We start from the raw sequence: 24,268 nt of genomic DNA, 5'->3' as shown, positions 1-24,268 counted from the left end.
AAAGGAAAATAGAGGGTAAGGAGAGGAAAAGATGAGCAATAGAAAGAGGGCAAAGGTCACGCGCGTCTTAGCTATCCTTTTGACTGTCATGTTGATTGGGTATAATATTCCGGTTATTGCGCTGACGAATGAAGGGACCGAAGAAACGAATTTTACACTTCATGTAATGAATGATGACGGACCTGTTCCAAATGAGGCTGTATCTGTCCAAAGCACAAATGGTGAGGTTAAGGTTACAAAGAATACGAACAGTGATGGAATGGTAGAATTTCCAGAAATTACGCAAGCTGATTTTGAAGATACTTTTCAATTTACAGTTTCTGGGAAAATGGATGGAATTAAGTTAACTGCAGGTTCCACTGCCCAATATAGTTTTGATGTGGTCACCGGTAAGCTAAGTCTTTATGAGCCAGAACCTGAACCAACACAACCGGAGCCTACCCCCGAGCCTGAACCAGATCCAGATCCGATAGATCCAGAACCAACACCAGACCCAGAGCCAAATCCGACAGACCCCGAGCCAACACCGGAACCCGAGCCAACACTAGACCCTGAGGATGTTAAATACGAAGTAACAGTAGATCAAATAGGTTCTGGTAAGGTTGAAATCAATAAAACTGAATACAATGATGAAGAACCTTTTGCATTTATTCAGGGCAGTAATGTTGAAGTGAGAATCACTCCTGGCACAGGTTATGAAATTTCTTCTGTCCTAATAGGTGAGCAGCCTCAAACAATTTCAGATAAAGAGAGCTTTGTAGGTGAAATCAAAGAGATTTCTGAAGATACGTTAATCAAAGTTGAATTTGTTCAGGAATCCTATACGATCACTTTTGGCTCATACCAGAATGGAACCGTAAAAGGAAATTCAAATGAAGTCATTGACCCCAATGGTGGAACTAACAACGTTTTACACGGTGAAGATACATCTTTCTCCGTTGCCCCTGACGCTGGCTACCATATTGAAACGATCACAATTGATGGAGAGAACATTGACATCGAAAATGATCCCAATGACATACTGAAAGATAATGTTTTTACATACACATTTGAAAATGTGGAGAGTAGTCATACCGTTGATGTTAACTTTGCCATTAATAATTATACGATTACATTTAACTATAATAGTGATGAAGGTGCTGTAAAAAAGGATGGAGAGAGTGAAGAAATCATCTCAGATGGTGGAAACATTATTGTCGATTATGGTTCAGAACCTTCCATACTTGTTAGTCCAAAAGAAGGCTATCATATCAAAAGTGTGAAAATTGATGAAGTAGAGCTTGTTAAACCAACAGAAATAAAACAAATCACAGAGGACCGTCAATTTATGTTACCAAAAGTGCGGAAAGATCAAACTGTGACTGTGGAGTTTGAGATCAACACGTATCAGGTGACATCTAGTGTAGAAGGCGGCCATGGAGAAATTACTCCTAAAGTGACGGAAGTTTCCTTCGGCGGGGAAGTGGACTTGAGCATTACGCCAGTAAATAATTCCTACCAAATCGCTTCATTAACTGTTAATGGTGAAACAGTCAGTGACTATGTGGAGAATACAGATGAAGAACTGGTTACGTATACATATACGTTAAAGGACATTCAAGAAGATACGGAAGTAAAAGTTAGCTTTGAAAGTGTGGACACGTTGGATGGAGTTTGGATAGACTTTATTTCCATTGAAGCGACTACAGGTGAATTAGTAGATTCTTATTTTGATGAGAACGATAACGAAGTTCGAGTTTACTCAAAAGATGCAACGGTCGAGATTGTACCTTTAGCGGATTTATTTAATTTTGTTGATATCTTTGGATTTTTCACAAAAAAAGTAACGATTACGGAATCCACTACAATAAATAACATCATCGTAAAAGCAATCGGTTTGTTACCTGGATTTGGCGGCAAGAAAAGAGCGGAAATTGAATTGCCTGGCAAATTAATGATTGCGTTTGATAGACAAAGTCCTTCCATTCAAACACCGAATGTAACAGGTCCTGATCAGGAGACAGTAGATGGTACCAAGTGGTTCAGTGGGGCAGCGACTGTTTCGTTTGGGATTGACAATATTGAGGAATCGATAGGCGACATTGATTACCGTACTGAAATCGCCAAAGTCTATTATCAAAATCTAGAAGACCCAAGCGATACTGGAACTGAAGTTAGCAGCGAAAATGGTAGCTACTCTTTCAATACAGTAGACGAAGATTTTCAAGGTCAATATAAAATCTGGGCTGAAGATGAAGCCGGAAATATTTCAACTGAAGAAATTGTAGACATTCATATTGATAAGACGAAACCAACACTTACCGACGGGGAAGCTGTAACGATTGAAAAAATTAATGACGACATCATATCGGAAATTATTAATTTCCTCACGTTCGGAACCTTCTTTAATAAAGGCTTGAAAGTGACCGTTAATGTCAAAGATGAAGCTTCTGGAATTCAAAATATTGCCTTGCTGACTAGTGATGAGGAGGTAGTTCCAGAATTAGTTGAGAATAGTTTTATCACTAATGGCTTAACCGCTGAAGCGCAATTTATGATCGATGCTGAAAGCTTTGCAGGAACGTTACAAGCAGTGATTACCGATAAAGTTAACAATCATGAAACCTATGATATTACAAGTGAGAATTCAAATACGAATCCTGATGGTGATGGACTCATTATGATTGATCGTGATGCTCCATCGGCAGAAATTAAGGTTAGTCATGAAGACGGTGTTCATTCCTATATTCGAGGAGATGAAACAGAATTCTATAATGAAGATTTACAAGTGATTGTAGAAGCAAAGGATGAGGCTTCTGGTGTAAATCATGTAAATATTAAAATGAACAACGAGACCCATAAGGATTACGATTTTTCAAATGATCCTGAAATGATGAAAAATCCAATACTCGCTCCGATTGAAACAGAAACTCCCGCTGGATCAAATAACGAGTATGGTGTTGCCGTAAATGTTAAGGATAATGCTGGAAACCGAAGCGAGGAAGTAACCAGGAATATTGTCATCGATAAAGGGGTACCGACGCTTATTGAAGGAAATGAAGCGGTTCACTTTGAAGTGATAAATGACAATTCCATCGCAAGATTATTAAATTACCTCACATTCGGTACGTTCTTTAATAAAGAAATTAAGATTACAGTAAAAGTGAAAGACGATGCATCTGGTATTAACGATATTCGCCTGTTTGCTACACCGAAGGGAATAAGCGGCGAGGAAAAGATATTCGTTCCAGAAAAAATTGAAAAGGATGGCTTATCAGCTACTGCAGAGTTTAAGTTCGATGCTGCGAGTTTTGAGGGAGCCTTTTCTGTAGAGGTTAGCGACAATGTAAACAACAAAAGTGACGTTCCATACCTTGTTACGAATGCTAATTCAAATATCGCCGCAGATAACAGTGGAGTAGTCATGATCGAGAAAAAGGCCCCTAAGGCTGAAATTACTGTTACTCCTAAAAATAACCGTCAACCATATGTGGGAATCGAAGAAACTACTGGCAAAAAGACGGAATTTTATAGTGGAGTTGTCACATTTAATGTTGGGGTTGAAGATAAAGAATCAGGTGTAAATGCGGTTGTCATTAAAGTGAATGGCAAGGAAATTCTAAAAGAAGAAGATAAATACAAATACTATTATGATCAGCTCCATGAAAAGCAACTGAGTCCTAAAATTGATTCTTTTAGCACAACACAACTTTCTAATTCAGGTATTAATGTCAATAAAAATGGCTCCTACCACATTTCTGTAGATGTTATAGACAATGCAGGAAATGTGCATAAGGAAGAAAAAACGATTTTTATAGATAGTACAAATCCATTCATCGAAGATTTCACTTTTACTGCTGAAGGTGAGAAGCCTGGTGATTCCACTAACCCGAATAACTATATGGAGTTAAGGGACTATGGATTCTTCTTTAAAAAGACTACTCAGGTTACGGTCCATGCAATAGACCCGGGTGTACCCAATGAGGCAACAACGAAAGTTAAATCAATGATTGTTTATTTACAAGATTATGAGAATGGCAAGATCTATGCGGTTTCTGCCAACGGTTCAATCTCTGAAATTGACAAATCAAACATTGCAAATATTAAACCGATAGCAACAAGCGGTAAGGTCACTTTTAAAGTTCCCGCTTCGTTTAAAGGACAAATTTTTGCCAAAGCGATGGACCATGTAGGAAATATGGGCAAATTTGAGACACCTAATGGCACAGTCATAGAAGATCAGGCTAAGCATGATAGTGAGAAAGACCATATTAAGTTTGAAAGACCGAAAACATCGTATAAAGATAATCAAAATCTTGATCTTTATGCCAAGAACGTACCGGTAAAGCTAACGGTAAAAGATATGTATTCAGGTCTTAAAAAGGTTGAATGGTCAGTTGTCGCTCCATACGATACAGGAAAAAATCAATCGAATAACAGTACTGAAATTGATCATAAAACATCGTATAAGCCAAACAGTAAGATTGGGAATTGGCTTGTAACAAAGACCGAGAAAAATCTTGTGCAAGAAATGACGCAGACCATAAATGTGAGCAATGATAGTAACAGGATTGTCGTGAACGTTAAAATGACCGATAACGCTGGTAATACTTCGGAGGATGAAATCACCTTCAGTATTGACAAAACTTCACCTACGATTGAAGTTTCCTATGATAACAACACAGCGGATCCTCAAAATGCGGATTATTTCAAAGCGGATCGTACTGCAACCATCGTGATTACCGAACGTAATTTCAACCCTGACGATGTAATCTATGAAATTACTAATCGGGATGGAGCTATTCCAAAGCTAGTAGGATGGAAGACCGTCGCGAATGTCAAAGACCCTAATAAAACAACGCACACGGCAACGGTAAAATATACAGCTGACGGTGATTACACATTTGACATTAAATATCAGGACAATGCCAAAAATGCTGCTGCACCATTTAATCAGCATAGTTTTACAATCGATAAAACGAAACCGGTTATTCATGTCTCGTACAACAATCAGTCTGTTACCAACGGAAATTATTACAAAGAAAGCAGAACAGCAACTATTTCTATAACAGAACATAACTTCGAAACGAGTCGTATTCAAGTGACAGGTACCGCTACTGATAACGGAAGTCCGGTGGCATTTCCTGCAACAAGTGGGTGGCGGACTAACGGTGATGTTCATACCGCAACGATCCATTATGCAGCTGATGCCAAGTACAGCTTTGATATCACGTATACGGATATGGCTGGAAATGTGGCGGATGATTATGTGATGGATGAATTTATTGTTGATCAGACAGCACCAGAGCTAACGATTTCAGGGGTAGAGGACCAGTCAGCTAATAATGGCGAAGTAATACCTGTGATTTCTTACTCTGATACAAACTTCAATAAGGATGCAGTGAGTATTGAACTGAAAGGGGCAAACAGAGGTACCGTTGAACTTGCTGGCGCTTACTCAGTTGCAACTAACGGCCAGGTCTTTACGTTCAAAAACTTTGAAGAAACGAAGGAAGTGGATGATCTTTATACTTTAACAGCCACTCTTACTGACTTCGCAGGAAATGAGTCAAGTGAAACGATTACGTTCTCTGTCAACCGTTTTGGTTCAGTGTATGCGTTTGATGATGCCCTGAAGGAAATTGAGGGGAAATTTGTGCAGGAGGAAACGGATATTATCGTAACAGAAACGAATGTTGATACCTTAAATCCTGATACGATCCATGTCAAAATGACGAAGAATGGAACGCCAACTGACTTGGTGAAAGATCAAGATTACACGGTCACTGAAACTGGCGGAGAAGGTACGTGGAGTCAATATACGTATTTGATTAAAAAGGAATTATTTTCAGGAGACGGTCGTTACACGGTAGGAATCTACTCAGAGGATGCAGCAGGGAATATTAATGAAAACATCGATGAAGAGAAAGAGGCAGAAATTTCATTTGGGATTGATAAAACGAACCCAGTTATCGTTCCGATCGACATCGAGAGTGGAGAACAATATCCAGTGGACCGTAAGGATGTAACGATCTCAATCAAGGATAACTTAGTTCTTGATGGGGCTAGCATCTATTTGAATGATAAAAAGGTAGACCATCAAGAAAATGGGGAGAACTTCACTTTCAATATCCCGAGCTCGAATGAGAAACAAAATGTGAGAATCGTCGCAGTCGATGCAGCAGGAAATGAACTTACAAAAGAAGTGAAGGACCTTATCGTATCAACTAACGTATTCGTTCGTTGGTACAACAATACACAGTTATTTGCCGGTTCTCTTGGAGGAGTCGGTGGAGTAGCGGTTGTCGCATTAGGTTACTATCTTTACCGTAAACAAAAAATTCCAAAGGACGTAGTAGAAAAATAGAAATATAGGGATCATCATTCTAATGGACTTGAGTGGAGAAAAGATGCACTCGATACCCTATTTCGGGTGCATCTTTCAGTTTGACATCCATTGAGATGAAAAATTGACGGAGGATTTCCACTTATTATTACAAAATGAACTTCATTCAGTAAAGCATGTAACCAGAAATTCTCCGCTTATTGTGCTTTTCTAGGTTAGACAAATGAGGGATAAGGTGTCTAGGCATTTCCTGAAACAATCAAATGTAAGAATTGGGAAAATTAACTCATAAAAGTGAGTCTTCTTTAATAAAACTAATGGAGGGTGTGTTAAAGGGTAGCTGAAATGAATCGATATATGTGTGAATATGGTTCTATTTCCTTCCTTTAAATCATGCTTTTGTTATAGGACAATGGTTGGAATTTTGGCAAAAACTTGCAAAAACGGTTAATTCTAGTGACACCGAAGTAGGGGGATACTATAATATATGTATGTATTTGGATATTTTTTAGGAGGATGAACGTGGATAAAAAAACGTCCGTGAGAATTGCTGTGCTTTTAGGAGTGTTATCTGCTGTTCTAATTATTGGTGGAATAGCAAAAATGTATCATATTCTATAAATCTATTGATATAGGTAATTGGGGGTTTTTATGAGTAGAGTCAGCATCATCTTTGCAGATCATGATATTAACTACATAAAATCTGTTTCAAGTTTCATACGAACGTCTGATTTTAGCAATCAGCTTGCTGTTAAATATTTTGATAATGAGTCAGACTTAGATACATATTTGCAGGGACAATCAAAAACGAATATCTTACTAACCACACCGGAATTAATGCCTCTCGATACTTCAAAGATAGACACTATCATCGTTCTTTCTGAAACTCAAAGGGACAAATATAAGTCCTACTCCGCATTATTAAAATATCAACCCTTAACGATGTTATTAACTAATGCATTAGCTGAGTTCTTTGAGCAAAATAAAATCGAGAAAATAGTGCGTTCATCTAATGAATCGACAAAGATTATATCCGTATATTCGCCTATTGGGGGCTCTGGTAAAACAACGATAGCAGTTAATTTATCACGCTTTATCGCCAATAAGGGGCAGCGTGTTTTTTATTTAAACCTAGAGCTTTTGAGTTCACTCCCGTTGTTCTTTCAGACGGAAGATGTCGCTGATTCCTCAGAAGTTTTCTATTATTCAAAAGCAAAAGCGGAACAATTGGATGCAAAACTTGATACATTGGTTCGAAAAGATGATCATCAAGTGGATTATTTTAATATTCAAACGCGTCCTGAAGAAATTTTTGATACAAACGAAAAAGATATCGAAACGATTCTCACATCATTGAGGAATCGAGGAGTTTACGATTTTATAATTATTGATTTAGATTCATCTTTAGATGCACGAGTGCTTGCAAGTTTAAAGTTGAGTCATATTACATTATGGCCACTCGTGATGGATATCCAAAGTTTTCATAAGTCAAAGTCTGCTATAGAGGGGTATAAACGCATTCTTCAAGATGATGATTTAGAATACAGGATCGAGTTTGTTCTAAACAAGTACTTAGGAGAACAAAATATGCCTTCCTCATTACGAGACTATGGTTTGGAAATCAATTATCAATTGCCTTATGTTTCAGAATGGAAGACAATTGGAAATGCGAATTCGCTTACGTCACATCACTTTTTTAATGACCAGATAAAAAAGTTATACGAGAAGCTTTTAGAAAAAAATCGGGGTGTCTTAATTGATTGATGAACGTTTAATTGAAAAGCTAAGAGAAGAAATTCACGATATCATTACGACTTCTGATCGTTTTGACGGTGAGGATGGGGACAAAAAGGTTTTTGAATTGGTGGAAAGCAAAGTGTTGGACTTTTCCAAAGAAGTCTACATGACAGCAACGCAGAAACTTCAGCTTGTTAATCGTATTTATGCGACACTTCGTGGGCTAGATGTTCTCCAGCCTTTAATTGATGATAAAACGATTACCGAGATCATGATCAATAGCCATAAAGAGATATTTGTGGAACGAGAAGGTCGTGTTTACCAAGAGTCGCTTACATTTGAAAGTGAAGAAAAACTCGACCAAATTATCAAAAGAATTGTAGGGAAAGTAAATCGTATCGTCAATGAAAGTAGTCCAATCGTTGATGCAAGATTGCTTGATGGTTCACGTGTCAACGTTGTGTTACCACCTATTGCCTTAAAAGGACCGACGATGACGATTCGTAAATTCCCAGAGAACCCGCTAACCATGCAAGACTTAATAAAATGGGGTGCATTACCTGAGGAAGTGTCAGATTTCCTTGAAAAATTAGTCATTGCGAAATATAACATTTTTATCGGTGGTGGTACGGGTTCGGGGAAGACGACCTTTCTTAACGTAATGTCCAATTTTATCCCAAAGGATGAACGTATTATTACGATCGAGGACTCTGCTGAATTACAAATTAAAAATGTCCCTAACTTAGTGAGCATGGAAACACGTAATGCAAATACAGAGGGGAAAGGCGAAATTAATATTCGTGATTTAATCAAGTCTTCTCTCCGGATGAGACCTGACCGTATTGTTGTGGGGGAGGTCCGTGGTCCAGAGGCACTAGATATGCTCCAAGCCATGAATACTGGTCACGATGGTTCCTTATCGACCGGACATGCCAACTCTACAGTGGATATGTTAAGCCGATTAGAAACAATGGTATTAAGTGGGGCATCACTTCCGATTGAAGTAATCCGTAAGCAAATAAGTTCCGCCATCGATATTATGGTTCATTTAGGGCGGTTACGAGATAAGTCCAGGAAAGTCTTGGCCATTAGTGAGGTCTTGGATGTTGTGAATGGCGAAATTCAACTCAATCCATTATTTGAATTTGTTGAAGAGGGCGAAGTTGACGGGAAGGTTATTGGCTGCTTACAACCTACTGGAAATAGAATTAGGAATGACTTCAAATTAAAGATGGCTGGTATGAATCCTGATAAACTCAATTACTAAGGCTCTTATTATATGAAAAAATTGGATAAAATCCGCATGTATCAGTTTTGTGACACAGCTTAATCGACCAAAGCTGCAAAATAGCAGGAGAAATTCCCCTTAATTAGCAAATATCCTGCAAAAGGGCTTAAATAGCAGGAGAAATTCCGCCTATTGACCAGAAAAACTGGAAAATAGCCGTTCTTGGAATGAATAAGCGGAAAAATTCCTGTTATTTACTATGAAAAGCCTTAAGTAAAGCATATAACCGGAAATTCTCCGCTCAATTATAATCGAATTAAGGAAAGTCTCTTAAACGTAAATGGTTTATATCTTTGAGTGTCCGAAAAGTGTTGCAAAAATAACAAGTGCTTACAAATCCTAAGTGTAAATGTCGGCTTTGGGCTGCATAAAGGCTAACCACAGGCCATAAGAAAACAAAGAAAATGAAAGGAGGTGGAACAGATGGAGATTATTATTTTCGCACTGATAGCAGTTACGATAACTGGACTAATCTTCCTGATCATCGATAAACGAAAAAAAGGATCAGATGCAAAACCGGTGAAAAAAAGTACTTCTATTGAGGGAGAATTAGGAATTAAAAAGAGTTCCAATCCTGAACGTATTGATTACTCGGTCTATCACTTGTCCACATTTGAGAGAGTTTTAGCTATATTTATAGGTGCTTTTTTCAGTTTTTTAATAGGTTATCTCTTTTATATGAATCTAATCGTAGCTCTTATTTTCTCCTTACTAGGGTTGTATTTTCCTAAGATTAGAAGGGTGCATCTGAGAGATAAAAGAAAAAGGGAGCTTACACTGCAATTTAAACAAATGTTGTTTTCCCTTTCCTCTGCTCTTTCTGCCGGGAAATCGGTGGATCAGGCTTTAGTCGAAGTGGTAAAGGATCTTCGTCTATTATATCCAGACCCAAATACGTACATAATTCGTGAATTAGAATTAATTAATAGAAGAGTTGCCAACGGGGACTCGATAGCCAGTGCGATTAAGGATTTTAGTGACAGGGCCGATATCGATGATATTACAAACTTTTCCGATGTTTTTATTACGAGTACGAGTACCGGTGGGGACCTTGTAGAAATCATTAGTAGAACTTCCACCATCATTAGTGAAAAGCTTGAAGTACAGCAAGAAATACAGATCCTAGTCTCCGGTAAAAAGTTGGAGTCTAAAATCATGATGATTGCGCCATTAGGGATTATTGGTTTTATGGCGTTCGCTGCAGATGGCTACTTGGATCCGATGTATGAATTTCCTGGTCCGGGACCTGTCATTATGACAGGGTGTATTGCCACTTTAGCCTTTGTGTATTGGCTGCTTCAAAAAATTATGGATATAAGGGTGTGAATTATGCTAGGAATTTATATTTACCTAGGGGTAATATTTCTTATATTTTTGACTTTTTTTATGATGGGTGGAAAAAAGTATAAGGAGTTTATCCAAGAGTATAAGGCAGATTTTAAGTTTACGGCTTTTGCACCGATGTCATTGGCAATGATTGATACATTAAAAATTATGCAACGTTTAGCACCACAACTTACATCTGTGAATCAAAAGGTCATTCAAGTTTATGACTATCGCCGTGGGCACGGGTACACAAAAATGCATATAGCTGAACTCATCTCAATTTCATTTATTTGTTTATTATTTAGTGCATTATTTGGAGCAATAGATGGTGGTGTAGAAATTATAATACTTGGTTTGGTTCTAGCGACACTATTGCCTTTTTTAATTAATAAACAGCTTGATGACAAGATTAAGAAGAAAAAAGAAGATATCATCATTGAATTACCAGAGTTTGTTAGTAAGATCGTGCTTTTGGCAAATGCCGGGTCCAATATTGAAAAGGCGATTGTGAGAACGGTAAGCCAAAGAAAAGACGCCAATACCCATCCATTGTATCGCGAATTAAAAGAAGTAGCAGCTGGTATTAATAATAATAGTAACTTTGCAGAAATCATGGAACAGTTCAATAAACGATGTGGAGTTCAGGAAGTGTCGGTCTTAACATCTACCATTCTATTAAACCACAGACGTGGTAGTGAACTGATTATCTCTTTAAGACATCTATCACGTGATCTTTGGGAGAAACGGAAAACCGTTGCGAAAATTCGTGGAGAGCAAGCTTCAACAAAATTAGTTTTTCCTATGGTCATCATTTTTATAGTGGTGTTAGTTATTATTGGATACCCAGCGATGTCCATGATCTAAATAAGAAAGAACAAGACAAAAAATAAAGAAAAATGAGGAGGAAGTAAAATGAAAAAGATGAAAGAGATGGTAATGAAATTTTGGAACGATGAGGAAGGAATTGGAATGGTAGAAATTCTATTAATCCTTGCTGTTATCATCACGTTAGCATTAATTTTCAGAGAACAAATTACGGCAATGGTAACAAAAATATTCCAAAGTAATAACGATAAAATGGATGAACTATTAGAATAGATAGTACTGAAATAATCATTAAGATTACCTTGTAAAGAAAGAGGGTTATATCAATGTTATACCCTTCAATTAAAAAGCTAAAACATAATGAAAGGGGAAGTTTTGTTATTGAAGCTTCCCTTGTTTTTCCGATTATTTTCTTCATTATTTTAGGGGTTTTGTATTTAAGTATTTATATATATGAACATGTGCAAATGTATTCTTATGCCAATAAGGCGGCAAATCGAATTTCCTATGTTTGGACGAATACCCATATGGATATTGTCACAGGTGAATTAGACTCACCAGGTGAGAGTGACGGTTTATATTGGCGTTTAACGGATGATCAATTACTTGGCCAGTTATTTGGAACTGGTGGTGAAACATCTGCGATTACACTTGGATCTGGTGGAGGTGGAGATCTCGTCAGCCAAAAGCTTTCGAAGGTTACAGGCTCTGCCCTATCTGATTCGGTAACGGGGCATGTTTATTATGATAACGCCATTGTTGAAAAAAAGGTGGTCGTTGAATTAAATAAGCGCCTTCCTTTTCCAAATTTCATTGAGAAACTTCTGGATAACGATGTAAAAGTGAAAGCGAGCGCAACGATAACTGACCCAGTTGAGTTTATCCGTACTGTAGAACTAATTAAGGTCTATGCTAAGGAACTTCAAGAAAACCTAGAAATCCTTAATACTCAAAAGGCCAATGAATAAAGTGGCGAAGGAAAGAAAAAATAAGAGTTTTACGGTTAGCGCGGAGGGATTTATTTGAAAACTCTTTTTAAATCAGAAAAGGGTGTCGTTTCCATCTTTCTGATGATCATTATTTTGGTGGTATTTATCTTTAATGCGATATTAATAGATTATGCTCGCATTTTTATTGCTGAGAAACAAACGGAGCGTGCTGTCAAAACTGGAGTAAGATCCGCCATGTCTGCCTTTGATAAAACGCTCCTTCCCTATGGACTTTATGGCTTGAAAGAAGACCCGAATCAAATCTTTGAAGATGTCGTGAAGAAGAATTTAGCTGTAGAAGACGCAGAATTTCAATTTATTGATACGAAGCTAGAAAAATCATCTGTAGAGGAGTCAGGAGACGCCTATACACTTGCTAATCTTGATGTCTATGAAGAACAAGTATTACAAAATATGAAATATATTGCCCCCATTGAGTATACGAAAATTATTCTTGATAAATTTAATATTGGGGATTTGCAGCAAGATGTGGCTGGAGCATCGGCGTTTGTCGATGTCATGAGTAAGGTAGAGCCTCTATATAATGAGAGAGAAGAGGCGTTAGATGAGTTTGAAACACTGCTTGGTCAAATCAAAAATAGCGTTGAAAAGAAGGAAATGGCCGAAAAGATTACAACATCACGAAATAACGTACCTCCTAATGAACAAAATTGGAAGGCGTTAGGCGTGGTTAAAGTCCTTGAGGACATGATTGCCCAATTGGATATTCTTGCGTTAGTAATAGGCGAAATTGGCATTAAGAAATTAGAGTTAAAACAAAAAGAGGAAGTTCCTGAGGATGAAACAGAAGAAGAGAAAAAAGAAAGAGAAGAAGAGATTGAGGAATTAGAACAGCAAATTACAGATTTGGAAAAATTGGTTGGTAACTATAAAAAGAATTCTATTAAGTTGGCTGGTGAAGTGGAAAAGCATTTTCAAAATCTTGCTAATAACCAACTTGCTAAGGCCATTGCACAACTAAACACGGCGATTGAGAAAAATAATGAAATTAAATCTCTAGTTGATCAAGCAGCAACGGATAACGGTGCAACTACGGATGACATCAACCTGGCAGATATGTATTATGAGCCAAGTATTATGAGTAAGTGGAAAGACTTATTAACTGAGGCAAGCGATAATGTCGATCAATTGGCTCTAAATGCAACTTCCATCAAAAATGTCTTTACTGGGGAATTAAACTGGGAAAATGCAGCTACATTAGTTGCCAAATTAGCTGCTGGGTTAGTAGGAATTCATGACATTCAAGACAGCTATCAAAAGGCAAAAGAAAGTGTGTTATCGTTGCACAGCGATTTTACGGAAAATAGGCAACGATTCTCTGAAGAAGAGATGGCTGAGAAGGAAGAAAATGAAAAAATTGCAGAGGAAGAAACGGAAGCAGCGAAAAAACAGCAGGAAAAGGCTACAGAAATGGTTGCTGATTTGGTTGAGCAGGATGCCATTTACAAAGCGGTCCATGATAAATATTTAGGATACAAAAGTGTTAATGAAAGCATCGAAGAAGCGAAAGCAGCTGAAATGAATTTAGAGGATTATAACAAGGCTGCAGACTCGGCCATGGGCATTATGGATTCGATTATGGGGGCTTTAAGTAAGGGGCTTTATTCATTTAGAGATGAAATTTACTTTAATGAATATATCTTACGGAATTTCACAAGTGGAGAACCGTACTCAATTACGAATAAAGAATCATATTATTTTGCAAAAAAAGAAGTAGAATATATTATTTATGGCTTTCCAACGGCATATGCGAACTATGCCGCAGCCTACTCCCAGCTATTCGCTATGCGTTTTGCATTTCATCTCGTTAGCCAATTGATGGATCCGATTAATAAGGGTCTGGGACATCCGGCACTTATTTTTATCGTAACTGTAGCACGTGCACTCGGTGGTGCTGTGAGAGATATGCAGCTTATGACTGAGAGAGGGGCAGCGACAGAGTTTTTCCCACCTTATATTGCAAGGAAATTCGGTAAAGTTGGAGCTGACTTTATGGTCAATTATCGAGATCACATCCGCTTTTTCCTCTTAACAAATGGAAAGCATGAAAATAAAATGATGAGAACTCAAGCAGTTACTGATTTTAAGACAGGTGTTGATTTATCAACAAGACCGGTTCAGGCCGTAGGAGAGGCCACTAGTTCTGTTAGTTTATGGTTCTTGCCGGGAGCCTTAGATTTCTTAGGAAAGACAGGCGTTTTAGACGGGCAAGTGATTGACAAGGATCGTTTTGAATTTACGAAAAAAGGCGCTTTTTCTTATTAAGGAGGGGGGATAAAGTTGTTATTTTTGAAGAAAGAAAACGGAAGTATTATTGTCGAGGCTTCCTTAACCCTCCCCATTTTTCTTTTATTTGTGATTTTGCTAACGAGCATGGTGAAGTTGGGTATATACGAAGGAGCAGTTGATCATGCAACAGCGGAGGCGACGAAACAGATCGCATCACATGTATATCCAGTTGCGGTAGTGAATGATATGGCCAAAAATGCTTTTGAAAATACCCATGTTGGGAAGCAATTTAAATATTATGCTGAAACCGCAGGAGATATGAAGGCGAAAGTGGATAGTAATGTAGGACTTCTGAGTGGGATCTTTGATTCTTCTATTGGAAAATATTATAATATGCCATTTGATAAATTAAAAAGTCTCGTTAATTCAGGGATCCCTCTTACTGGTGGTGCAGCATCTTTGTTCGATCCGGTCGTTCTTCATTATATGGATGTTAATTTAGCAAATGAAGAGGATTTAAAAGTAACGAAAGTAGAGTTGCCCAATTTATTAACATCTGGGGGTTCTCCATACTTTGGAATGGAAGTAACCTATAAGGTCGACCTTCCACTGCCATTTTTTAAGAAACAGATAGAAATAAAAAAACAAGCCTATGAGCGCGTTTGGATTGGAAAGTAGAAAGGAATGACCTTATGGCTTTATATTTTTATCCATTCATCATTTTCCTGCTTGCAGCACTATATTTTGATGCCAAATATCAAAAAATCCCCAACTGGTTAACGGTAAGTGGAGCTGTGTTGGGATTACTCGTACATCTGACGTTGGATGGTATGGATGGTTTGATTTTTTCTCTTATTGGGCTTCTAGCAGGATTTATCATTATGTTAATTTTGTATGTTTTTAAAGCCATCGGCGCAGGAGATGTTAAATTATTCGGTGCTATCGGAGCGTTTGCTGGAATCGAATTTACGCTGTATGGAATTATGTACTCAGTTATTTTCGCAGGATTAATTGGTTTATTTATCTTATTAGTAAGCAAAGAATTTATTAGAAGGATGAAGGGTGTTTTTTATAAGGTTTTTGAATTAAAGCTTTCTGCGAATAAACAGGAAGTATTAGAAGATTACAAGAAACATCAGGTTCTTACTTTTCCGTTTATGTATGCTGTTATACCTGGCATGATTACGACCTATTATTATGTTATTTTATAAGGTTCTTTTCTCAACCTAACGATTGTGAGAACAGCTTTTTATAAAAAAAGGAGGGGAGAATTAGTGAGCAAGCTTTATTCCTTCGATTATCGATTATACGATAGTGGTTCTAAACGATTTATTGAAGTATTTAAGAATAATCCTGCCATCACAAGTGAAGAATTAGACTATTTATCTAGCAAAATGATTCAAGCTAATTCAATTCCTTTATTAGTCCCTTTAGAAATGGAAGAAATTAATTTAGATGTGACGTTTCATTACCAAATAACGGAATTACAGACGTTAACAAGTTATATTCAAAACCGGAAGATCACAGCTAAGGAATTTTTTGAATTGCTGAATAGACTTTTAATGAAATTGGAAGCAAGTAAAGAATTTATGCTTAACGAAAGTAAATTTGTCATTCAGAGTGACTTTATTTATGTGAAGAACAATCTGGATGATATACGATTGTTGTATTTGCCTTTAACCGAAATTCCATCTAAACCACCTTTTCAAGTTGAATTAAGAGATTTAATGATTCATGTAATCGGCAGTGTAACCGATCTATCAGGAAATGGCTTTCAAGAAATCTTGAATTACTTGAAAAGTGATGATTTTAAAATAGAACGATTGCGTGATTTACTTAATCAACATATTCATTCCATAAACAGTTTTAAACAACCACCTGTCAGGGCGCAAGTAATTGCCGAACAAGAGAATAAGATTATTGAACCACAGCGAGAAGTTTCCGCACCAAAGACAAAGAAATCAAGTAAGAAACCTTTTGCCAATAAAGTAAAAAAGGGGAAGAAAAAAGATACAACGGCAGACAGGAATGCTGAAGAAATCAAACAGCCTTCAGAAAGAGTCAAGTTAATCACGATATTAGCTGCAATTGTAGTCGTTGCGTTAATTTGGAAAACGTATTTAGATTATCCTAGTGAAGGTCTGCTATTTGTTAGTAGTGGATTGTCCATACTAATTTTCAACATTGTTTTTATTATTCTTGTGATTATTAAGCCTGGAAGTAGGGCCGTACAGTCTAAAAAAGGAGCTACTTCAATCGAAAAGAAAAAGGGCAAATCAATCTTTCAATGGAAAAGTAAGAAGTCTAAAAATAAAGATGCTGTACCAAATGAAATCCTAAGTTCGCAAGTCGAGAATGTGCGACAATATCAGAGTCCTGCTGAGTACTATCAAAATCTACAAAATCAAACAACCCTATTATCAAAACCAGCTACTAATAAAGCAGAGGTCGCAGCAACGGTTTTACTATCTGACGTAGAAGATAAAATGAAACAGTACCCGTATATTGAATTAGTTCATAACGGAATCAGTCAGAAGGTGACTATTGATAAAGACATTTTTATATTTGGCAGAAACCCAGAGGTGTGTGATTATACATTACAAGTAACTGGAGTGTCACGGACACATTTTGAAATTGTTTGTGATAGTGGGGGATATGGCATAAGAGACTTAAACTCCAGTAATGGGACGAAATTGAATGATCAAAAGCTTGTACCTCATCGCATCTATCCATTAAAAGACGAAGATATCATTGTAGTTGCCAAACAACGATATACCTTTCATAGGGAGTTCTAATCAACTGTGAAGATAGCTTGGGAGTATGGACTCTCTACACATGTTGGACCTATAAAGAAAGTGAATGAGGACCGATCATTTTTTCGTTTTTCTAATCAGAGTAAAGTGAATAATTATGCGATTGCATTGATGGCTGACGGTATGGGGGGGTATCAAGCAGGGGATAGGGCAAGTGAATTCGCAGTATCCAAAATAAAACAGTGGTGGGATCATCGTAGTATTCAGATTGAATATGGTGAGCTAACATTGACCGAAAGTATTGAAAGCTTAAAAACAGTATTTTTTGAAATTAATGATGAACTTATCAAGATTAGTCATCAGGATGGTATTATAGCTGGCACGACCTTATCTGTCATTTTGTTTCACCAGAATCAATACGTTATTTGTCATGTTGGAGACAGTCGGATTTATCAACTTTCGCAGAAAATGATTTCCCCTATTAGAAAAATGAGTGATTATGCCTATGCGATTACCGAACCGCTTAGTGAGGGGAGTAATCCGACTCACCCATTAACAGATGAGATGAGGAATATATATCCAGTAAACACTAGTAGTCTCAAAGGATTGACACAGTTGACTGTCGATCACTCCTGGGTAGAAGCAGAAATCAGAAATAGTCGTCTAACAAGAGAAGAGGCAAGGGTCCACCCTAGGAGAAACGTCCTACTGCAATGTTTGGGCATCGAACCTGCTCTTGAAGTATTTGTAAACTCAGGTTATAGTAACGGGGAAGATCTGTTTTTACTATGTAGCGATGGTTTTCACTCCCTTTTTTCCGACTCAATCATCGAAGAACTGCTCCTTTCTAGAACAAGTCAAAACGTAAAGTTGCAATCCATTTCAGATGAGTTAGTGGAGCTGGCTAATCAGCATAAGGACGCTGTAGATAATATCTCTGTAATGTTATTGCAAAGAAAGAAGTTAGAGCGGAATGCCTTAATGAAGTTTTTTTCGAATTTGATTTAAGCTAAGAGGGGAGAGTTTTATGGGAAAAAATTTTTTCGTGGCAACTTAGCTTTTGGTGATCAATTAACTGCTAATGAAGTGCACTGGGAGTTTCTGGATGAATAAGAATTAAGGTTTATAGAGGCAATTGGACATTTACATAAAACTGTGTTGTAGAATGTTTTGTTTCCATATAGAAACAGTACAATTTATTTACTAAAAAGCGCAAAGGGTGATTTTTTATGAAAAAATTATACTATTTATTAACATTAATCCTAGCAATCTCACTAATTGCTGCATGTTCAAATGATGCAGGCAATTCAGAACCAAATGAAGAAGCTGTACCACAAGAGACAGACTCAGAAGAGGTTGATGATACAACGACTGATGATTCGAATGAAGAGGACACTGAAGCAGAAGCTGATGAAGATGCTGGATCAGACATAAGTTTTAAAGATGATATTAAATACCTTCAAATTGGTGAAACAGGATCGTTCCGTGCAACGATTGGTAGTTACGAGATCACACCTGAAAGTTATGAGTTTATCGATAGTTATGGTGATGGAAAGACTTCTAACTATGGAAACCTAATCGAATTTACTCTTCGTTTTAAAAATCTTTCAGATAAGCCGCTAGAAACAGTGTCACTACTATATACGAACGGAAGGGTCATTCCTCTCTCAGATGAAATAATCTTTGGCTTGTCTGTTCATGTAACAGACGAGGTGGAGTTCATCGAGCCAAATGAGACAGTTACAATGAAAGTTGTCTATGATGCAATAGAAGACGATGAATACCATCTTGCGTTCGGTGATCAAATGACTTCAAACGAAATTCATTGGGAATTCCCAGGTAAATAAAGATTGAAAGAATAAACAAAAAGATCTCCGTATACTTACAGGGGTCTTTTTGTAATGAAGTATTGTTTCTTTTAAAGTCAAAATAATTGATTTTCTATATAGGAAAAGGGTGTTTTCTGTGAAAAAATTATATTATTTATTAACATTAATCTTAGCACTCTCACTAATTGCTGCCTGTTCAAATGATGCAGGTAATTCAGAACCAAGTGAAGAAGTTGTACCAGAAGAGGTTGAGGATAAAACTCCTGATTCTAGTGGAGAGGATATCGATGAAGAAGATAATTCTAAAGACGAAAATGAGACAGGATTAGTGCCTGATGTAATACCAGGTGAGTCTGAATTGAAAGAGTTAGAGATTTTATCAGAAACAAGAACTTTTGAGACTGCCGAAGGTCCTATGACTCTTAACGGAGTATATGAAGTGATCGATGAAGATGATCTAGACATCTTAAGAAAATCAGATTTTAAATATGTAAATGAGTCGATTGATTACAATGTGACCTATTTAATTATGGATTACTCGATAAAAGGCGGTTACTTCGTGGATCTTGAACAAACTATATGGTTAAGCAATAGAACAATTCCGAGGTACTTTAATCCTGATGATGAAGGTACTTTAGATGTTGGCTTACTTGTAAAGGAGATCGTGGAGGACCATGAGGAAGAGTTAAACCAAGTAGCAGACAAATATGGATTTGTTGCAGATATCGGAGATAAAAAAGTACAGGAGTTTTTGACAAGTGATGATGGAAGTAGAATCAGAGTGCTTTATCGAGTGATATTAGAGAAGCATGAACAATTAAAACAAGGTGGATATGCTAGCGATGATCCCCTTTACTTACTTATAAGGAAGCCTTTAGTAATAGATGGGGAAGATACCCGAACAGAAGAAGAAAGAAGACACATAATAGAAGTGAAGAAAAACTAAAATTTCTAGTTTTTGGCAAGTGTCAAAACTTCTATGAAAACAAAATAGAAGACGATGAATATTAACATCAAACGAAATTCATTGGAAATTTTCAGTTGAATAATAATACGGTTCAAAAAAAGGTGTGAGTTTAGCGTAATGCAAAGCTCATGCCTTTTATTATGCCAAAAAAACGGTCTTTGACTGTGGTTGCTCTATAAAAAATGATCAAAAATATTAATATAGTGAACAAATTGTTAAATCGTGATTCGAATCATTTACATTTTCCTTTAAAAAAGGTAATAATAGGACATATAGCACAAGCCTAAAGGAGGATTCGAACATGACTTCTTTAAAGATACTTTCGGATAGCGAGTTAAAGGTGGCTTTATACAAAGCGATCGAGAAAAAATTAGAACAGGATTTTATTGATCTTCTAAATATGGAATTAAGAAATAGAGGAATCCAAATTAGTTAAATAGAAATCACATTTCCACTTAATTAATGCAATTTCGTTTACTTTCATATAAAATGGATACTAAACATATAGTAAGTAGCAGGCTCTTTTCCCAATAGTTGTTTTGCCTCATCATTCATCTAGACATGACCATCCAGTTAATCTCTTACATAGCACTTATCATATCTATACTTTTAACTGGAATTACTGTTGATGGGACAAACATTTTTTTCTTCTAAAAATAAATAATCTATACGGAAAAACCTAGTACAAAATGAGTAAGGATGGTATCCCATTTATGAAAACGGCAGTTGTCACGGATAGTACAGCGTACATCCCGAAGGAATTGCGCGATAAGCTAAATATCCATATGATTCCCTTGAGTGTGAATTTCGGCAACGAAACTTATAAAGAAGAAATCGAGATTCAAGCAGATGAATTTTACGAAGAAGTGAAGACCAAAGACCTCCCAACCACCTCCCAGCCTGCAATCGGAGAATTTGTAACCCTATTTGAGAAACTAGCTAAAGATTATGATTCTGTCATTAGTATCCATCTTTCAAGTGGAATTAGTGGTACATTCCAAGGCTCTGTCTCAGCAGGAGCAATGGTTGAGGGAATTGATGTCTATGCGTTTGATTCTGAAATTAGTTGTATGGTGCAAGGTTTTTACGCAATAGAAGCAGCAGAAATGGCAAACGCTGGAAAGGGACACGAGGAAATCCTCGCTCGGCTAACGGAAATGAAAGAATCGGTCCGTGCTTATTTCATGGTCGATGACCTTAGCCATTTACAACGTGGTGGACGTCTTTCCAGTGCCCAAGCGATCATTGGTAGCTTATTACAAGTCAAGCCGCTCCTTCACTTTGAAAACAAACTCATCGTTCCGTTTGAAAAGATTCGTACTCGTAAAAAAGCAATGAAGCGAATCGTAGATCTACTTGAAGAAGATGTTAAAAGCGGCGATGCTTACAAAGCTGTTATCATCCACGCCAAACGTGAAGACGAAGCAAACGAATGGAAAGCTGAACTTGAGGCTAAGTTTCCAAATGTTGAATTTATGCTAAGTTACTTCGGACCAGTAATCGGCACGCATCTCGGCGAAGGCTCCATGGGTCTCGGCTGGGTGAAAAAATAACCGTAAGTGAAATCAAACGTCATTCATCATAAGGTTGGGTGGCGTTTTTGATAAGGATTTTCTCGGAAACAGAGGTACCGTGTGTCCTTACATCGTTGAATTCTGGAAAAAACGGATGGAATTCTGGAAAAAAAGAATTAATTCCTGAACTTTTATCTATAATTCCGTAACTTCTCACAATAATTCCGGAAATCCACCAAATCCCCCATAAAGAGGTGTTAAAATGAGATTTGCCCGTAAAAATGAAATACTCGTACCAGACCGATTGCTCGATGATTCACAACTCACACAAACAATCGCTGAGCTCGATCAACTTCCACATCCACCACGTAATCCTCAGTTTCAAATCAATCCCGAGATTCGAACGCTCCTAATCGGAAAGCAGCTCCTACTCGATGAAATCCCGCACTCATTAGAAGAAATTCAACTGCATTACGAAAATGGCTATATCGCTCTTCGCAAAGGAATGGTCCATTCGAAGAGTCGTCCTCAATGTCAAAGATGTGGAAACAACGATCCACACTGGTTTGCCACTTTTCCATGTTCCAGATGTCAGAAACGGTGCACCTATTGCCGAAAATGTATTATGATGGGAAGAGTGAGCACATGCACGCCTCTTTATAGTTGGGTGGATGCTGAAGGGGGAGAGATTCCGGCAGCAACAAAACTTGAATGGAAGGGCACTCTTTCGCCAGGTCAACAGCTAGCTTCAGACGAAGTTGTTCAAGCAATTTCCAGAAACGAAGATACGTTGATCTGGGCAGTATGCGGAGCTGGAAAAACAGAAGTGCTCTTCGAGGGAATTCACTCTGCCTTATCACAACAAAAGCGAGTTTGTATCGCCACCCCCAGAACCGATGTCGTTCTTGAATTAGCACCTCGCCTTCAAGCAGTTTTTCCCAAAATAGATGTTGCTTCTCTATATGGCGGCTCTGAGGACCGTCATAAATGTTCTCCACTGACAATTTCCACGACGCATCAACTTTTCCGCTTCTATCAAGCCTTTGACACGATGATTGTAGATGAAGTTGATGCATTCCCCTATTCGATGGACGAAACATTGCAATTTGCCGTCCAAAACGCCCGCAAGCCGAATTCTTCGATGATCTATTTAACCGCTACCCCCAACACCCAATGGCAAAAAGATTGTCGCTTAGGAAAAAGAAATTATGTCACCATTCCAGCCCGTTATCATCGTCATCCTTTACCCGTTCCGAGATTTGAATGGTGTGGGAATTGGGATAAGGCATTAAAACAGGGCAAGCTTCCGAAAAATGTGATGAAATGGCTTAAACAGCGACTCGCAACAGAAAAACAGGCACTCTTTTTCATCCCTAGAATTGATTTAATCCCTAAGATCTTATCCATTCTCCGTCAACTTGATCCGCGGATAGAAGCCGTCCATGCAGAAGATCCGGAACGAAAAACGAAGGTCCAATTCATGCGTGATAAAAAAATCCCGATTCTCGTCACGACAACCATTTTAGAAAGAGGTGTGACCTTTCCTAATCTAGATGTGGCCATTCTCGGCTCAGAGGAACAAATTTTCACCGAAAGTGCTCTCGTGCAAATTGCCGGTAGGGTAGGGCGGAGCGCTCAATTTCCAACAGGCGATATACGTTTTTTCCATAATGGGCAGACAGAAGCGATGAACCTAGCAAGGAAGCAAATTCATTCGATGAATAAGGAAGCGGCGAAGAAAGGACTGATTGATACATGAGTGAATACTGTCTTTTTTGTCATGAAGAAATGATTGAGCATATGAGCTGGGCCACTTTTTTTACGCAAAAAGAAGCAGCATTTCTTTGCTCGACTTGTCAGGAGCAATTAGAAGAAATTTCGGGAGCACAATGTGAAATTTGTAGTCGTCCCCTAGAAAAGTTGGATCCTCAATACGTGATCGGAAACCGGTGCTCCGATTGTGTCCGTTGGGAAGAGGATGAGGAGTGGAAGGGGTATTTGCAATCCAATCTGTCCATCTATGTATACAACGATTTCTTAAAAGAGTTGATTAGTCAGTACAAATTCCGTGGGGATTACATACTGGCAAAAGTGTTTTCAAAAAAACTTCAAAACTTTCTTCAAAAAGGACCTTTTGATTATTTAGTTCCAATTCCTTTAAGCTTGGAAAGACAATTTGAACGTGGTTTTAATCAATCAGAGGCGTTGATTGTAGAGGCGGGTTTAGCTCCTACGCAACTTCTTCAGAGAACCCATAGTGAAAAACAATCAAAGAAATCGCGCAATGATCGGATTCATCTTCCGCAAATTTTCCAAGTACATGATACATTTGAACTGAAAAATAAAAGTATCCTCCTTGTAGATGATATTTACACAACTGGTTCCACTTTAAGGCATGCAGCGAAAATTCTTAAGAAAGAGGGGGCACAGAGTATCTCAGCTCTGACGATTGCACGTGGCTAGCA

18 protein-coding genes are annotated in these 24,268 nt (G+C 37.7%); all 18 read left to right on the top strand.

Annotated features, from left to right (window positions below; translation table 11 throughout):
• Positions 1–31 precede the first annotated feature (31 nt).
• The 18 genes from BMSHG_RS07720 to BMSHG_RS07630 all read left to right on the top strand — a co-directional run bounded on the left by BMSHG_RS07720 (position 32) and on the right by BMSHG_RS07630 (position 24,266).
• Positions 32–6,346, top strand: a complete 6,315-nt coding sequence (locus BMSHG_RS07720) for an InlB B-repeat-containing protein (RefSeq protein ID WP_019153866.1) — start codon at positions 32–34, stop codon at positions 6,344–6,346.
• A 630-nt stretch (positions 6,347–6,976) separates the two neighbouring features.
• A complete protein-coding gene (locus BMSHG_RS07710; protein WP_019153864.1) occupies positions 6,977–8,089 on the top strand; it encodes an AAA family ATPase in 1,113 nt (370 codons plus the stop codon).
• Positions 8,082–9,329: a CpaF family protein gene (locus BMSHG_RS07705; protein ID WP_019153863.1), complete on the top strand. Its 1,248-nt coding sequence runs from the start codon at positions 8,082–8,084 to the stop codon at positions 9,327–9,329. Before BMSHG_RS07710 ends, BMSHG_RS07705 begins: the two co-directional genes overlap by 8 nt.
• Positions 9,330–9,773: 444 nt before the next feature.
• Positions 9,774–10,676 carry a type II secretion system F family protein gene (locus BMSHG_RS07700; protein ID WP_019153862.1) on the top strand — a complete coding sequence of 301 codons (903 nt, stop codon included), beginning with the start codon at positions 9,774–9,776 and terminating at the stop codon, positions 10,674–10,676.
• A 3-nt stretch (positions 10,677–10,679) separates the two neighbouring features.
• A complete protein-coding gene (locus tag BMSHG_RS25925; RefSeq protein ID WP_019153861.1) occupies positions 10,680–11,540 on the top strand; it encodes a type II secretion system F family protein in 861 nt (286 codons plus the stop codon).
• 48 nt (positions 11,541–11,588) lie between these two features.
• Positions 11,589–11,774, top strand: a complete 186-nt coding sequence (locus tag BMSHG_RS07690) for a Flp1 family type IVb pilin (protein ID WP_019153860.1) — start codon at positions 11,589–11,591, stop codon at positions 11,772–11,774.
• Positions 11,775–11,827: 53 nt separating this feature from the next.
• The gene (locus tag BMSHG_RS25920; protein WP_019153859.1) at positions 11,828–12,469 is read left to right on the top strand and encodes a TadE/TadG family type IV pilus assembly protein; all 642 of its coding nucleotides are present in this window, start codon (positions 11,828–11,830) and stop codon (positions 12,467–12,469) included.
• Between the two features lie 54 nt (positions 12,470–12,523).
• The gene (locus BMSHG_RS07680) at positions 12,524–14,776 is read left to right on the top strand and encodes a DUF5702 domain-containing protein (protein WP_019153858.1); all 2,253 of its coding nucleotides are present in this window, start codon (positions 12,524–12,526) and stop codon (positions 14,774–14,776) included.
• A 15-nt stretch (positions 14,777–14,791) separates the two neighbouring features.
• Positions 14,792–15,418, top strand: a complete 627-nt coding sequence (locus tag BMSHG_RS07675) for a TadE/TadG family type IV pilus assembly protein (RefSeq protein WP_019153857.1) — start codon at positions 14,792–14,794, stop codon at positions 15,416–15,418.
• A 14-nt stretch (positions 15,419–15,432) separates the two neighbouring features.
• The gene (locus BMSHG_RS07670; protein WP_019153856.1) at positions 15,433–15,951 is read left to right on the top strand and encodes an A24 family peptidase; all 519 of its coding nucleotides are present in this window, start codon (positions 15,433–15,435) and stop codon (positions 15,949–15,951) included.
• Positions 15,952–16,014: 63 nt separating this feature from the next.
• Entirely contained in the window at positions 16,015–17,535 is a 1,521-nt protein-coding gene (locus tag BMSHG_RS07665) for a DUF6382 domain-containing protein (protein ID WP_019153855.1), read from the top strand.
• A 6-nt stretch (positions 17,536–17,541) separates the two neighbouring features.
• Positions 17,542–18,501, top strand: coding sequence for a PP2C family protein-serine/threonine phosphatase (locus BMSHG_RS27060; RefSeq protein ID WP_019153854.1), 960 nt, complete (start codon positions 17,542–17,544; stop codon positions 18,499–18,501).
• A gap of 221 nt (positions 18,502–18,722) precedes the next feature.
• A complete protein-coding gene (locus BMSHG_RS07655; RefSeq protein ID WP_019153853.1) occupies positions 18,723–19,340 on the top strand; it encodes a hypothetical protein in 618 nt (205 codons plus the stop codon).
• A 118-nt stretch (positions 19,341–19,458) separates the two neighbouring features.
• On the top strand, positions 19,459–20,268 hold the full coding sequence (locus BMSHG_RS07650; RefSeq protein ID WP_019153852.1) for a hypothetical protein: 810 nt from the start codon (positions 19,459–19,461) through the stop codon (positions 20,266–20,268).
• Between the two features lie 322 nt (positions 20,269–20,590).
• Positions 20,591–20,725: a sporulation histidine kinase inhibitor Sda gene (gene sda, locus BMSHG_RS27435; RefSeq protein WP_019153851.1), complete on the top strand. Its 135-nt coding sequence runs from the start codon at positions 20,591–20,593 to the stop codon at positions 20,723–20,725.
• 277 nt (positions 20,726–21,002) lie between these two features.
• The gene (locus BMSHG_RS07640) at positions 21,003–21,842 is read left to right on the top strand and encodes a DegV family protein (RefSeq protein WP_019153850.1); all 840 of its coding nucleotides are present in this window, start codon (positions 21,003–21,005) and stop codon (positions 21,840–21,842) included.
• Positions 21,843–22,065: 223 nt separating this feature from the next.
• Positions 22,066–23,562 (top strand): DEAD/DEAH box helicase, encoded by a 1,497-nt coding sequence (locus BMSHG_RS07635; RefSeq protein WP_019153849.1) that lies wholly within the window; start codon positions 22,066–22,068, stop codon positions 23,560–23,562.
• The gene (locus tag BMSHG_RS07630; protein WP_019153848.1) at positions 23,559–24,266 is read left to right on the top strand and encodes a ComF family protein; all 708 of its coding nucleotides are present in this window, start codon (positions 23,559–23,561) and stop codon (positions 24,264–24,266) included. The genes BMSHG_RS07635 and BMSHG_RS07630 overlap by 4 nt, the downstream gene beginning before the upstream one ends.
• Positions 24,267–24,268: the final 2 nt, after the last annotated feature.

This window comes from Robertmurraya massiliosenegalensis JC6 (assembly GCF_000311725.1).
GTDB lineage: Bacteria > Bacillota > Bacilli > Bacillales > Cytobacillaceae > Robertmurraya > Robertmurraya massiliosenegalensis.
The sequence above is the reverse complement of the archived record's forward strand: the minus strand, read 5'-3'. Positions and strand labels throughout refer to the sequence as shown.

Bases quoted from the DNA above. Each gene is read 5' to 3' on its own strand.
- BMSHG_RS07720 (WP_019153866.1), top strand. From the start codon at position 32: ATGAGCAATAGAAAGAGGGCAAAGGTCACGCGCGTCTTAGCTATCCTT.
- BMSHG_RS07710 (WP_019153864.1), top strand. From the start codon at position 6,977: ATGAGTAGAGTCAGCATCATCTTTGCAGATCATGATATTAACTACATA.
- BMSHG_RS07700 (WP_019153862.1), top strand. From the start codon at position 9,774: ATGGAGATTATTATTTTCGCACTGATAGCAGTTACGATAACTGGACTA.
- BMSHG_RS25925 (WP_019153861.1), top strand. From the start codon at position 10,680: ATGCTAGGAATTTATATTTACCTAGGGGTAATATTTCTTATATTTTTG.
- BMSHG_RS07690 (WP_019153860.1), top strand. From the start codon at position 11,589: ATGAAAAAGATGAAAGAGATGGTAATGAAATTTTGGAACGATGAGGAA.
- BMSHG_RS25920 (WP_019153859.1), top strand. From the start codon at position 11,828: ATGTTATACCCTTCAATTAAAAAGCTAAAACATAATGAAAGGGGAAGT.
- BMSHG_RS07670 (WP_019153856.1), top strand. From the start codon at position 15,433: ATGGCTTTATATTTTTATCCATTCATCATTTTCCTGCTTGCAGCACTA.
- BMSHG_RS07655 (WP_019153853.1), top strand. From the start codon at position 18,723: ATGAAAAAATTATACTATTTATTAACATTAATCCTAGCAATCTCACTA.
- sda (WP_019153851.1), top strand. From the start codon at position 20,591: ATGACTTCTTTAAAGATACTTTCGGATAGCGAGTTAAAGGTGGCTTTA.
- BMSHG_RS07640 (WP_019153850.1), top strand. From the start codon at position 21,003: ATGAAAACGGCAGTTGTCACGGATAGTACAGCGTACATCCCGAAGGAA.
- BMSHG_RS07635 (WP_019153849.1), top strand. From the start codon at position 22,066: ATGAGATTTGCCCGTAAAAATGAAATACTCGTACCAGACCGATTGCTC.
- BMSHG_RS07630 (WP_019153848.1), top strand. From the start codon at position 23,559: ATGAGTGAATACTGTCTTTTTTGTCATGAAGAAATGATTGAGCATATG.